Source organism: Lentibacillus saliphilus (genome assembly GCF_019093865.1).
Taxonomy (GTDB): domain Bacteria; phylum Bacillota; class Bacilli; order Bacillales; family Amphibacillaceae; genus Lentibacillus_B; species Lentibacillus_B saliphilus.
In genome coordinates this window covers 162861-175227 of the sequence record NZ_JABJXD010000006.1, presented here as the reverse complement: position 1 = coordinate 175227, position 12367 = coordinate 162861, and the positions used below count along the sequence as shown (strand labels likewise).

The window sequence follows — 12367 nt, the reverse complement described above, 5'->3', positions numbered from 1 at the left end:
GCATATATCAAAATAGTAACGCATATCCTGTTTCCCAGCCGCATAAAACGCAAATCAGCCGCATATCCCTCCCGTCTCCCTATCACAAACACAAGTCATGCATTCACACCAATCGCACACATAAAAAAACACCCCAAAAGCTAGACCATCTCTAACTTTCGGAGTGCCGTTTCGATCCAAATTGTCCCTAAAAATCTTCATTCACCTGATAGATGAGTTCATATTTACTATCGTCTATAACCTCACTAATATGCACTTTTACACCGTGGCCAAAAACAACCTCATCCACTGTCATCGCTACGATAATCGCTTTCGTCTGCTCGCGAATATCATAATAGACATCTCCAACAGATGGTTTAATCACGTCATCATTTTCCGCGAGGTATGATATAGATTCATCTTCAATCTGTTGTTCTTCTGGGACAAGATTCTTATCATAATAGGCAATCTCGGTAGCGCCTTCTTTACGTCCGCGAACGAGTACAACATATTCATGATGCTTAACACCGTTGTCTCGCGTCGTCACAACATTTCCATCCTCAATACTATCCACTTTCTCAATATCATTTAAAGAATAATGATCAAGAAAATCGGGCGTCGGCTTCGTAATTAAAATAAAGTCGCCTGGCTCAGGGATAACATCCTGATCGATCGTATAACGTTTCCCATAAAAGATAAACGTGTCATGGTGCTGTGGCTTATAATAATGAATTTCCGGTGCACTCGTTAAAATCTGCTTCATATCCTTTAACCGATACAAATGCACCGATTTTTTAAACATTGGCTTCACAGAATATACCTTGTGTAGTTCATTTTGATAAAATACAAATTGTCCTTTTCTTACTTGAAAAAGCTTCATGTATGCCCTCCTCACAAAACTATTGTGTTCAATGTTCCTTTACCCACTATATTCCCATCTATTGCTTTAATTAATCAACTCTTATAAAAAACGTCTGTCTCCTGAAGTATACCATTAATGTCCAGTCGGTTTATAATTGATCGCAATAATTCCGGCTGCAACAAGTGCCAGCGCACCGATGATCATCACATTCATCACTTCACCCGCAACAAAGAAAGCGGATAACAGTGCGCCTGAGACAGGGGTCATAAATTTGTATATGCTGATCTCGCCCGCTTTATTGTATTTTAAGAGCGAATACCATAACGCAAAGGCAATAGCTGATAATAAGGCTGAATAAATGATGAGCCCCCAGCCAAATGGTGTAAATACGATTGCTCCCGGGGTCAAGTTCGGCAACCCAATGATCAGCATAACGACCGAGCCAATCGTCAACTGCCAGCCTGTCAAAGCAAATGGATGAATACCGACAGCCATTTCCTTAGCCATAATCGTACCAATTGCGCCTGTCAAAGCTGCCATAATCATATAGCCTTCCCCATTCCATTGAAAACCAAACGACCACGACTGCCCCCAATTTGCCACAACAATCCCGGTAAAGCCAGCGAGTAGGCCAATGACTTTTTGCCAGTTTAACCGATCATTTCGATAAAAGAAATGCGCCAATATTACCGTGAAGAAGGTGCCACTTGATACGAGAATTGCACCTTGAATACCTGATGTATTTGCCAATCCATTATAAAAGAAAAAATATTGAATCGCAGTTTGAACGATGCCAAATACAATCAAAAACGGCCATTGCCGCTTCGTAACACGTAAATATTTCCTGCCAATAAACATGAGTGCAATTAATAAAATAAGGCCAGCCATTAAAAAGCGAATGCCTGCAAACACTACTTTAGCCATCGTATCATCGGCCGCCATCTGCATTTCAGCATAACCAATTTTTAAAACTGGAAACGCACTGCCCCATAAAACTGCACAAAAAATGGCAATGCTAATTACAGCCCATTTTTTTGTTAATAAATCTTTCAATGTTGTTCATCTCCCTGATGTTCGGACTGCTTCTTTAAAAACTGCATTCCCGCTTCTTGTTCTTATAAAATTTCGTCGTCATTGATGTGCCAACACATGCAGTTCGTTACATACACCCGTAGCTTCGAGAGAGCATGTCCTTTAATGACTATGTAGTTAGTTTAATCGATTGCGCTTCATTTGCAAACACGCACCTAACATTTTTTCATATCCAATAACGAAAGAACCCTGTCAAAAGTTTTACCTTTGCGGGTTCTTGTCTTCTGAACGGCGGCGATTCATAACGACATTTTTCATGAGTGCTATGACTAAAAAAATGAGCCAACCGGTTACGACATAAAATATTACTTTCTCTAAGCCTTCTAGGTGCTCTAAAAAGAAAGCCATACCAGACCAAATAACAGCTATAGCAAGAATTTGATACAACAGAAATTTAATCGTTTATCCCCCCTATCAATGACGTCAGGTCAAGTTTAGCGGATTACAGACGTTTTTTCCACATTCATGTCTTTAATCAACCGATACATTTTGCGGTAACTCAAACCAAAATGTCGTTAAATGGGAATCAGGATACGTTGTAACACCTATTTCTCCACCATGCTGCGTAATTATTTCCCTGGCAATAGACAGCCCTAAACCACTGCCACCTGTTTCTCGACTTCGTGATGCATCAACCCTATAAAAACGATCAAAAATGTGCTGCTTTGCGTCGGCAGGAATGTCTATACTTGGTCCGGTAACATTGACACGATAACCTTTCCCAGAAGGATGCCCAATGACCTCGACTGGACCGTTTCCCTCATAATACCGAATTGCATTATCAAGGAAATTACTGATCACTTGTTGAATACCTTCTTGGTGAATGCTCATTTCTGCGTCAGCTACATCTACCTTAAGCGTTATACCTTGTTCCTGTGCCTTCCAGTCAAACATTGCGACAGATTGTTTGATCACGTCCTCCATCGTAGCACTTTCTCGTGCCATAATCGATCGATTTGCGGTGTGGTCCCATTCCTTCAACCGATCCAATTGCTCAACCATTGACGTCAACCGAACAGATTCCTCATATAACGCCTGGTACATAGCCATATCACCAGCAATATCACCTTTTGATAAAGCTTTTAAGTAACCATTCAAGTTTGATAAAGGTGTACGAAATTCATGTGATAAATCTTGAACGTATTTCTGCCGTTCTGTTTCATTCAATTCGATTTGCGCAATCAATGCATTATACTGTTCAACAAATAACCCGAGCTCATCTTGAGACGTAACAGGCAATGGGTCAGGAAACTTTCCCGCCCGCATCTGTTTTGTTGACGCGATCAGCTGACGAACAGGCTTTAGTAGTTTTTTAGTGAGATAAAAATGTAAAATACCGCCTGCTATCAAGGACGTCATAATAAACGTCAGCAAATAATTTAACAGCGTTCGATTAAACATAAGCTGCCGCTGCTCATCTAAACGCCCCAGCCCCTCAGCTAGAAAACACGCTGTATTGTAAAGTGCCCAGCTGCTCGCAATAATCACACCAGCGATCACAACAACATTGACGAATGTTAAGCGGCCAATCAAGCTATGTGGCAACAGTCGATTAATGAGTCGCATATTTATACCCCATTCCACGAACAGTGACAATCCGCTTCGGTTCAGCAGGAATGTCCTCAATTTTACTGCGCAGCTTTTTAATATGGGCATCAATCGTTCGATCCATGACGATCGATTCTTCGTGTGGATAAAGCTGCCCCATAAGTGCTTCTCGAGAAAAGACAACATCCGGTGCCTGCATTAAATGATACAGCAGCGTAAATTCATGCTTTGTTAAATCAAGTGGCTTATCGTACAGAAGCACTTGACCCTTCCTTGGCATAATGCTCAAACCGTCATAGGTGATTTTTTGGCAAAACTGACCGGTTCTGCGCAGGACGGCTTCTACTTGAGCAATGAGCTCTTCCGGATCAAACGGCTTCGTTACATATCCATCTGCCCCCATTTTTAACCCATCAATTTTATCTTTTGTCCGCGCTTTAGCAGAGAGCATAATGATCGATACATCATCAGAAACGTCATTTTGAACCCAATGACAAAAAGCTTCCCCACTCACTTTGGGAAGCATTAAGTCTAAGATGACGAGACACGGATGGGTATCTAGGAAAACTGTTTTAGCCACTTCACCATCTGCGGCTTCAACAACATCATAACCAGCCTTTTCCAAGTAAATCCGCACGAGCTGCCGGATCATTGGATCATCTTCAACGACAAGTATCGTCTGTTTCATATAAGACACCTCAGTTATCGTGGCCTTTAATCCATCTTTTCAAATTCTTGAACCATCAACTCATAATTCAACGCCCCAAAGGCTTTACGATGAATAATGCCGTTGGAATCAATTAAGTAGGTTGTGGGGATCGGTTGAATTTTATATAGATGAGCGACCTCAGTTTCTTCATCCATCAGAATTGGAAACGTTAATTCAAAGTCCTCAACAAATTGTGGTACATCTTCTCTTTTCGACTCTGACTCCGTTAAATTAACCGCTAATATGACGACATTTTTATTAATGTGAAACTGTTCCATATCAGGCATTTCCGCACGACAAGGGCCACACCAGGTTGCCCAGAAATTGAGAAACACACGTTTCCCACGATAATCAGACAGCTTTACTGTTTCCCCCTTTAATGTCGTCAATTCAAAATCAGGCGCTAAATCTCCCACATCAAGACCGACTTTAAGATCGCCTGCACTGTCATTATCATTTTCACCAGCCCCACCATCATTTTGCTCAGCTTGATCAGCTGTATCTGCAGCATCTGAGCTTATGACAAAATCATAAATCGCCCAGCCGAACATGGCGGTAATTACAACAATAATAATCGCTTTTTTCATTGTATTCATCCTCCCACACTAACCCAAATTAGACAGCCATGTGTTTTCAACCAACTTCAATAGTGCATTGGAAATACGCGTCATTTGACCAGTAAACAATAAAACCCCCATTAAAATCATGACCGATCCACCGACTTTCATAATGATACCACTATAGCGAACGATCCATCGCGATGATCCGATGAAGAAGGTTAAGATGAGAAACGGCAAGGCAAATCCGATCACATACATAATCGTATATAACGTACCCTGCCCCGGATTACTCGCTGCTAAAAATAAAATCGAAGCAAAAATCGGTCCGATGCAAGGCGTCCAGCCTGCCGCAAAGCCAACACCGACAAAAATAGTCCCAATATATCCGACAGGTTTTTGTGTCATTTTAAACCGCTTTTCTCTCATAAAAAGACGAATATTTAACCAGCCCGCAACAAACAAGCCCATCACAATAATGAAAATCCCGGCTATTCGTTGGAGTAACACACCCGATGTGCCCGTCATCAAGTCTTGAATCCACGTTCCTAAAAACGACACACCAACACCAAGTCCAATAAAGACGAGCGACACGCCGAGCAAGAAAAAGACCGAGTGAATGAGCAGCTTGCTCCGTATTTTCATGTCTTGATTCGTTTGCAATTCCTTAACACTCATTCCGGTAATATAGGACAAATAAGCTGGGAATATGGGCAACGTACACGGTGATAAAAAAGACAGCATACCAGCGCCGAGCGCCAGCCATATCGATAGATCAGCTACACCAGTCATGTTGTCACCTTCCTTCTTAATTGAATCACGAAACAAACGAGCCCTGTGATACTAAATATGGCAAAATACCACCAAGCGAGCATGTAATCAAACAGCGCCACATAAGGGAGAATGAAGCTTAAAGCTGTATACCCAGCGCCCCACAAAAACACAATGAACGAGAGGTGCAGCTTTATAGTCATTCGATTTTGCAAAGCGATCATCATAAGTAAGAGCACAAACAGTAAAGCTAAGACCATCCATGATTGGCCACCACCCGCTGTATTCATACTAATAAATTCAAACGTAAACGACGCACCGATAAACACGTATAACAACGCACTCAAATGTGACCAGAGCGCGAGCCCGTGTTTATATGCTTTATAGGCGAGATGAATGGCACTAAACAACGTCGCCAAATAAAAGGCTTTCGAATCACTCGGGTATGCCAGCACCGCAAGCGGATCTTGAATGAGTGTCGGCAGCCCCCAAAGCAGTTTTCCAAGCCATATGTAAATGATGAAATTAATGACCGTCCCTAACACATCTTCCAATTGTTTCTTGCGTTCCTGCTTCTTAAGTGGCGTTAAACCAAAATACAATATAAACCCGGCTAAAAAGCTTCCGGCTAATATCGCAATTGATGTCAATACCCATGCTGATGGCATATATCTTCCTCCTGATCGTGGCAATTCACCTTCATTGTACATGGCGTATGTGAAAATTTGATGAAAGTATGACCGCTTTTTATAAAAAAAACGAACATGCTTTGAATCGTCGGTTAATCATCCATGTTATTTTATCATGACTCTTATTGATAAGGTATTAAACAGCTTGACCTTAATAAAGATGAGGTCTTTCCTCGTCTGTCTTTTTGGAAGTAAGGCGTATTCTCCTAGATCAGGCCAGTCATTTTACAGGAACCGGAATCGCCTACTTCCGTGGATCATATCTCTTTCCCGATATATGAACAATCAGTTTCTGATGATGCGCAGTTGGCTTCACAGGGTGCTTTTCCTTCAATAGATCACGGATTTCCTTTAGCACCTGTTCTTGCTTATTTTTACCGGTTTCAGCTTCCTTCTCATTTTCTCTTCTAAAACGATTAATCATCCGAATTAAAAAGAAGGTCGCCATTGAAATCAATACAAAATCAAGTATCGACTGAATAAACATCCCATAAAAAATATCCGTGTCAGCAATGGTTAATGTTAAATATGACACGTCAACGACATCTAGAAACAGACTAAAGATTGGTGTCATAATGTTCTCTACCAGTGACGAAACGACTTTACCAAAGGCTGCGCCAATGACAACAGCGACAGCCAAATCTATAACATTTCCCCGTACAGCGAATTCCTTGAATTCTGTCCACATGCGATTAGCCTCCAATAAAAATGCTTGTATTATGACTATATGTTCCTTCCTGTTTCATTCATGCATTTCAGTCAGCGTGATGGTAAGCTATAAGTAATGACTCCAAGTCCAGTATAACGACGGAGAAAGGAGCGGCACTTATGCAGCTGGAAAAAGGACCTCATAACTGTATAACTGACGTACTTGGGGTGAAGGTCGGTCATGTCACAATTGAGCAATCATTGCCTGATTCAGAGCGGGTTTGTACTGGCATTACAGCCATTTTGCCCCATGGGAATGATTTATTTTCAAACACAGTACCTGCCGCGAGTCATGTGATTAATGGCTTTGGAAAATCTGTTGGACTTGTTCAGCTTGATGAACTCGGGCAATTAGAATCACCGATTATGCTGACGAATACGTTCAGTGTCGGTGCAGTGCTTCAAGGTACGCTGCAATACATGTTACAAAAGAACGACACGATTGGTGACACAGCAAGCTCTCTCAATGTCGTTGTTGGAGAGTGTAATGATAGCTATTTAAATTCGATGCGACATATGGCTGTTACGCCTGAACACGCGATTCAAGCAATCGAATCAGCTCATAGTGGCCCTGTCGAGCAAGGGGCAGTGGGTGCTGGAAAAGGGATGATTTGCTTTGGCTATAAAGGCGGCATCGGGTCTGCTTCGCGCATCGTACCTACTGAAGAAGACGGCTACACAGTTGGCTGTCTCGTCTTAACAAACTTTGGAAAACCTGAGCATGCACAATTTGCACAATGGTCAGAAGCTGAAACCGAACCAGCCGACGGATCTATAATGATCATTTTGGCAACAGATGCCCCACTCTATGACCGACAATTAAAACGCTTGGCCAAAAGAACGACAGCAGGGCTTGCCCGAACAGGGAGCATCATTGCACATGGAAGTGGCGACATTGCCATTGCATTTTCAACGGCTAACACACACCAGAAAGACCCGTCAAAGAACATGCAGCATATGTCGTTTATTCCTGATGATAGTCCAGTGATGAACAACTTATTTCAAGCCGTTGTTGAAACGACTGAAGCAGCCATTATGAATGCCTTAAGTCGCGCAGAAACAACTGTAGGACGTAAAGGACGCGTTGTTCAAAAGGCGCCCTTGCCACACGATTGTCCCGACTATTAATGATGAGGTGATGAAAGTGAATATTGAAGTCATTACACTTAATGAAAGAGATACGTTGCAAGCGAAGAAGCTCGGAGCTGATCGAGTCGAGCTCGTCAGTGCCATGCAGGAAGGGGGACTGACACCAAGCTATGGCACTCTAGCACGTGTGCTCTCAAGCGCACCACTTCCCGTTCACGTCATGGTGCGCCCGCACAGCTACGGATTTACATATACAACAGAAGATTGGCACGTCATAAAAGAGGATATTTCCATTATCCAGCAATTAGGGGGGACGCGAATCGTCTTTGGCTGTCTTACTGAGGATGGTCAGGTCGATGAACAGCTCTTAACGAAGGTGATAGAGCTGGCACCAGAGATGGACATAACCTTTCATAGAGCGTTTGATGACGCCCAGTCTCAGCTTGACGCCTATGCCATTTTGTCAAAATACAGCCAGCATATTTCGCGTATTTTAACATCCGGTGGAAAGAAAACATGTGCAGAAGGGGCCGCGATGTTAAAGCAGCTCGTTACCTTGTCTGAAAAATCTGGTGGTCCGCGTATTATGCCTGGGAGCGGTCTCAGTGCAGCTAACATTAGCGCACTTCATCAACAGATTGGGGCAAAGGATTATCACTTCGGGTCAGCGATGAGAGTGGACGGAAGGTTTGATCAGCCTCTTGCCGAAACGGCCATTGCACACATTAAGCAACAGTTGATGTAGGTTTTATAAAAGCGGGAAGATGTCAATCGTTTCACTGACATCTGCCCGTTTAAAGCGCAATAAAAAACACACTTATATGAGCGTCATGTCGCTACCAAAGTGGCTCTTCGTCATTTGATAGGTCCATTAAAAATGGTTGAATTAGAAAAATCAACACGCCCACACTCAAATAAATAGGCACAAGAACGTACCATTGCATATCGAAAAAAACAGGCAATAATAATGATATAGGAATGACAAAAACCGTTGCACTCGTTTTATGCCGAGCTTTTTTCGTCAGATATTGCTTCGTTTCGCAATAAGGGCACATATAACCCGTGTCTAACGTAAAAGACGCTCGCATCGTTTGCTTCCAGGTCCATCTTTTACCACATTGTTGACATGTTGGCATGAGTTTCACCTCTTTCAAGCAGCACTTACTATCTTTCTAGTTTTTCTACAATTGCCCAGCCAAGGAGTAGTTAGATAATATTTTGCAAGAAACGATCTCATCTCGATTAAACGGAAAGGTCAAACGATAAAAACTCAGGCAATTGATGTTCATGCTTGTCGAGCATAATTTGTTCCGAACTGATTCCTCGTTCACGGAGTACTTCAATGTTCTGAACGATGAATTCATCGCTACCGACAATATAGAAAAGTCCCTCATGATCCGCAGCCAGTTTTTTCACTTCCTCATAGTAATCTTTACGATTGTCGACAAACTGTGATGTGAACTTCTTCTCAGGTGCGGATTCAAAAATGTTAGGGAACAAGAATTGCTTTGATGAATCGATGTTAAGGGAATGAATTTGATTGACCTTGTCAGCACGTTCGAAATAATCGAGTACAAGCGGTCTGAATGTTGCCAGACCGACACCCGATGACAGCAGATACACATTTTTGTCTTCTCTTTTAAGTGGAACATTCGAATGCGTTTTAAATATAGCAACTTCATCGCCAGCCTCAAGATGTCTTAAAATCGTTTTAAACTCTGAACACTGTTCTTTGATACGTGTTGTAATTCCGATTGCATTTTCGTGAGGTAAAGTGGATATTGACATGTGGCGAATCAAGCTGCGGTTCGGTTTATCTCCGTGATTAAAACCTTCCAGTGCGAAATGGGTGTGGGCCCCTTCTTCCCATGTAAAGTCTTCCGGACAATCGAGCAAATACGTTTTTACCTCAGGTGTTTCTTCAATAATCTGATTTATTTTAGTCCAGTATATGTGCATCATATATTCTCCTTAATCAATGATATGAATCATATGGTACTGTTTACTATACAGCAACTGATAACGATTCTCAATTAAAAAGAGTATATACGAGTGATATTTTAGGACGGTTAAGATCAACGTTTCAAATTGAATGGATTATAGCTCCAAATGTTCACACGCTCACCACTACTCGACACCAAGTTCTACGGGTACATCAACACGCTCTAAAAGTGCCCGAATGACGTGTTGTTTCGTTTTTTGGATCGATGCTTCCATCGACAAAACAATTCTATGCTCTAACACCGGTGCCGCCAAGGTCTTAATGTCCGCTGGGGATACGAACGTTCTTCCCGCAATAAAAGCTTTTGCTTGCCCAGCTCGCATAAGTGCAAGTGCAGCACGTGAACTGACACCAAGCTCAATATCAGGATCTGTTCGCGTCTGATGTATGATATTAAGTAAATAATTTTCCACCACATCAGACACCGCGACCTCAGAAACAGACTGTTGCAATTGAACGATGTCGTCACAAGACAAGATTGCGGTTACATCGTCTAGCGGATCATGTTGTCTATAGCGCGATAATATTGTTTTTTCATCATCAAATGAAAGGTAGTTCATTTTTATTTTCATCAAAAACCGATCAAGCTGTGCCTCTGGTAACGGGAATGTCCCCCGATTGCTTTCAACAGGATTTTGCGTCGCCATTACAAGAAACGGCAATGGGACATGAACTGTAATCCCGTCAATCGTCATTTGTTGCTCCTCCATAACCTCGAGTAAGCTTGACTGGGTACGTGGCGTGGCCCGATTAATTTCATCCGCTAGTAATATATTTGTTTTAGCAGGTCCAACTCTCAGTTCAAATTCCTTCGTTTTAGGGTTTAAAAATTGAATGCCCGTTACATCACTCGGTAAAACATCAGGTGTAAACTGAATCCGACTAAAATCCCCGTCTATGACTCTTGCAAATGCTTTAGCCAGCTTCGTTTTACCTGAGCCAGGGACGCTTTCCAAAATCACATGCCCTTTAGCGAGCAATGCCACAAACATGAGCTCGATGACTTCATCATGACCAACGATCACCTGCTGAATTGCCGCTTTACTCTTATGTATGTTTTCCATGAGTCCCAACAACATCCCCCCAATTTTACGAACATCATACCACACTCTCTCAATAGATTTCATGCAAAATTAAAGTTAGTCTAAATCTATCGCATAAAAAAAAGCTGCACATATCATGTCTGCAGCTTTCTTTATATCTACTTAACTAAAAGTCGGAAATGTAACGACGAACATCAACAATAGCACTGTCGTTAAATACACGAGTGAATACACAAACATTCGCTGAGCCCACGCCCTGTGATCGACCACTTTAAACCCTTTGATTGATAGAATAATCCAGGCAATATTTAAAAGAGACGCCACAACTGAAAATGTTATCCCAATCTGGCTCACGATAAAAAATGGCAGTGGAAATAAAGCAATAATATAAATAAGCATCTGGCGTTTCGTCACATCGAACCCATAGGCAACAGGAAGCATTGGCACACCAGCCCGCTTGTAATCATCATAACGTTTAATTGCAATCGCAAATGTATGAGGCACCTGCCAAATAAATATAATCAGAGCCAATACAATTGGTACGATATGGAATGCCGAATCAACCGCTGCCCAACCGATAAGAGGCGTCACAGCACCGGATACACTTCCAATAATCGTATTTAAAGTGTACTTGCGCTTTGACCAAAATGTATAGAGGACAACGTATGTAAACCACCCAATTAACCCATAAACAAAAGCTTCTAAAGTTGTAAAGACGAGCATGAGCATACCAGCCATACTTAAGCCGCTCCCGATAAGAAGGACTGTTCTTAATTTAAAATGCCCGGTTACAGTCGGACGTCCTTGTGTCCGCTCCATCGCCTGATCAAGGTCAACCTCGTACCAATTATTCAACGCAAGCGCACCAGCCATCACAAACGTGCTACCAACAACAGTGAGAAATAGGTTCTCCCATTGACCAGCAAATGTCCCCGTCGTGAAATAAATGGCGAGCCAAAACCCGACAAAGACCGGTAGCACATTCAACACGAGAACGAGACCTTTAAACAACGATTTCAGATCAGCTAGCACAGCCCCAACACTGTGTGACCTTTCATTTACATGATTCACGTCATCCGTTAATATGTTTATTTTATTCATATATTACAGCTCCTTACTATTCACACCAGGAAAACAGTACATATATGATCAATATATCATGTCTGACGTGATACGCCAATCAAGTACTCTTAAACTTCGTATAAAAAAATGGCTCGAATCACCTAATAAGAAATCCCGATACAGTTCTCTGTCATATTTCGCAATATGTTTGTTAAAATCAATCCACCATTACCCAACATAGCCGGTATATGGATGA

At 42.0% G+C, this 12367-nt stretch carries 14 protein-coding genes; 2 read left to right on the top strand and 12 right to left on the bottom strand.

All coding sequences use genetic code 11. The features are described from left to right. Positions 1–187: 187 nt before the first annotated feature. The 8 genes from HPC67_RS11515 to mscL form a co-directional block, all read right to left on the bottom strand. Positions 188–859 carry a hypothetical protein gene (locus tag HPC67_RS11515; protein WP_217588029.1) on the bottom strand — a complete coding sequence of 224 codons (672 nt, stop codon included), beginning with the start codon at positions 857–859 and terminating at the stop codon, positions 188–190. A 114-nt stretch (positions 860–973) separates the two neighbouring features. Continuing rightward, the gene (locus tag HPC67_RS11510; RefSeq protein ID WP_217588028.1) at positions 974–1894 is read right to left on the bottom strand and encodes a DMT family transporter; all 921 of its coding nucleotides are present in this window, start codon (positions 1892–1894) and stop codon (positions 974–976) included. A 510-nt stretch (positions 1895–2404) separates the two neighbouring features. After that, complete coding sequence (locus tag HPC67_RS11505; protein WP_217588027.1) at positions 2405–3499, bottom strand: sensor histidine kinase; 1095 nt, start codon at positions 3497–3499, stop codon at positions 2405–2407. Then, positions 3486–4169: a response regulator transcription factor gene (locus HPC67_RS11500; protein WP_217588020.1), complete on the bottom strand. Its 684-nt coding sequence runs from the start codon at positions 4167–4169 to the stop codon at positions 3486–3488. The genes HPC67_RS11505 and HPC67_RS11500 overlap by 14 nt, the downstream gene beginning before the upstream one ends. A 26-nt stretch (positions 4170–4195) precedes the next feature. Continuing rightward, positions 4196–4777 carry a redoxin domain-containing protein gene (locus HPC67_RS11495; protein WP_217588018.1) on the bottom strand — a complete coding sequence of 194 codons (582 nt, stop codon included), beginning with the start codon at positions 4775–4777 and terminating at the stop codon, positions 4196–4198. Between the two features lie 18 nt (positions 4778–4795). Further along, the gene (locus tag HPC67_RS11490) at positions 4796–5539 is read right to left on the bottom strand and encodes a cytochrome c biogenesis CcdA family protein (protein WP_217588016.1); all 744 of its coding nucleotides are present in this window, start codon (positions 5537–5539) and stop codon (positions 4796–4798) included. After that, positions 5536–6186, bottom strand: a complete 651-nt coding sequence (locus HPC67_RS11485; protein ID WP_217588014.1) for a hypothetical protein — start codon at positions 6184–6186, stop codon at positions 5536–5538. Before HPC67_RS11485 ends, HPC67_RS11490 begins: the two co-directional genes overlap by 4 nt. Before the next feature lie 265 nt (positions 6187–6451). Next, complete coding sequence (mscL, locus tag HPC67_RS11480) at positions 6452–6895, bottom strand: large conductance mechanosensitive channel protein MscL (protein ID WP_217588012.1); 444 nt, start codon at positions 6893–6895, stop codon at positions 6452–6454. Positions 6896–7035: 140 nt separating this feature from the next. On the opposite strand from mscL, the gene HPC67_RS11475 reads away from it, so the two are divergent. Together HPC67_RS11475 and HPC67_RS11470 are read left to right on the top strand one after the other, a co-directional pair. Then, on the top strand, positions 7036–8043 hold the full coding sequence (locus HPC67_RS11475; protein ID WP_217588007.1) for a DmpA family aminopeptidase: 1008 nt from the start codon (positions 7036–7038) through the stop codon (positions 8041–8043). Between the two features lie 16 nt (positions 8044–8059). After that, complete coding sequence (locus tag HPC67_RS11470) at positions 8060–8749, top strand: copper homeostasis protein CutC (RefSeq protein ID WP_343327838.1); 690 nt, start codon at positions 8060–8062, stop codon at positions 8747–8749. Positions 8750–8840: 91 nt separating this feature from the next. On the opposite strand, the gene HPC67_RS11465 is transcribed toward HPC67_RS11470, so the two are convergent. From HPC67_RS11465 to cyoE, 4 genes are all read right to left on the bottom strand, one after another. After that, positions 8841–9140: a TIGR04104 family putative zinc finger protein gene (locus HPC67_RS11465; protein WP_217588005.1), complete on the bottom strand. Its 300-nt coding sequence runs from the start codon at positions 9138–9140 to the stop codon at positions 8841–8843. Between the two features lie 106 nt (positions 9141–9246). Then, the gene (locus HPC67_RS11460) at positions 9247–9963 is read right to left on the bottom strand and encodes a dihydropteridine reductase (RefSeq protein WP_217588004.1); all 717 of its coding nucleotides are present in this window, start codon (positions 9961–9963) and stop codon (positions 9247–9249) included. Between the two features lie 168 nt (positions 9964–10131). Continuing rightward, the gene (locus HPC67_RS11455) at positions 10132–11070 is read right to left on the bottom strand and encodes an AAA family ATPase (RefSeq protein ID WP_217588048.1); all 939 of its coding nucleotides are present in this window, start codon (positions 11068–11070) and stop codon (positions 10132–10134) included. A 141-nt stretch (positions 11071–11211) separates the two neighbouring features. Beyond that, complete coding sequence (cyoE, locus tag HPC67_RS11450) at positions 11212–12150, bottom strand: heme o synthase (RefSeq protein WP_217588003.1); 939 nt, start codon at positions 12148–12150, stop codon at positions 11212–11214. Positions 12151–12367 lie beyond the last annotated feature (217 nt).

Bases quoted from the DNA above. Each gene is read 5' to 3' on its own strand.
- HPC67_RS11515 (WP_217588029.1), bottom strand. From the start codon at position 859: ATGAAGCTTTTTCAAGTAAGAAAAGGACAATTTGTATTTTATCAAAAT.
- HPC67_RS11505 (WP_217588027.1), bottom strand. From the start codon at position 3,499: ATGCGACTCATTAATCGACTGTTGCCACATAGCTTGATTGGCCGCTTA.
- HPC67_RS11500 (WP_217588020.1), bottom strand. From the start codon at position 4,169: ATGAAACAGACGATACTTGTCGTTGAAGATGATCCAATGATCCGGCAG.
- HPC67_RS11495 (WP_217588018.1), bottom strand. From the start codon at position 4,777: ATGAAAAAAGCGATTATTATTGTTGTAATTACCGCCATGTTCGGCTGG.
- HPC67_RS11490 (WP_217588016.1), bottom strand. From the start codon at position 5,539: ATGACTGGTGTAGCTGATCTATCGATATGGCTGGCGCTCGGCGCTGGT.
- HPC67_RS11485 (WP_217588014.1), bottom strand. From the start codon at position 6,186: ATGCCATCAGCATGGGTATTGACATCAATTGCGATATTAGCCGGAAGC.
- mscL (WP_217588012.1), bottom strand. From the start codon at position 6,895: ATGTGGACAGAATTCAAGGAATTCGCTGTACGGGGAAATGTTATAGAT.
- HPC67_RS11475 (WP_217588007.1), top strand. From the start codon at position 7,036: ATGCAGCTGGAAAAAGGACCTCATAACTGTATAACTGACGTACTTGGG.
- HPC67_RS11465 (WP_217588005.1), bottom strand. From the start codon at position 9,140: ATGCCAACATGTCAACAATGTGGTAAAAGATGGACCTGGAAGCAAACG.
- HPC67_RS11460 (WP_217588004.1), bottom strand. From the start codon at position 9,963: ATGCACATATACTGGACTAAAATAAATCAGATTATTGAAGAAACACCT.
- HPC67_RS11455 (WP_217588048.1), bottom strand. From the start codon at position 11,070: ATGGAAAACATACATAAGAGTAAAGCGGCAATTCAGCAGGTGATCGTT.
- cyoE (WP_217588003.1), bottom strand. From the start codon at position 12,150: ATGAATAAAATAAACATATTAACGGATGACGTGAATCATGTAAATGAA.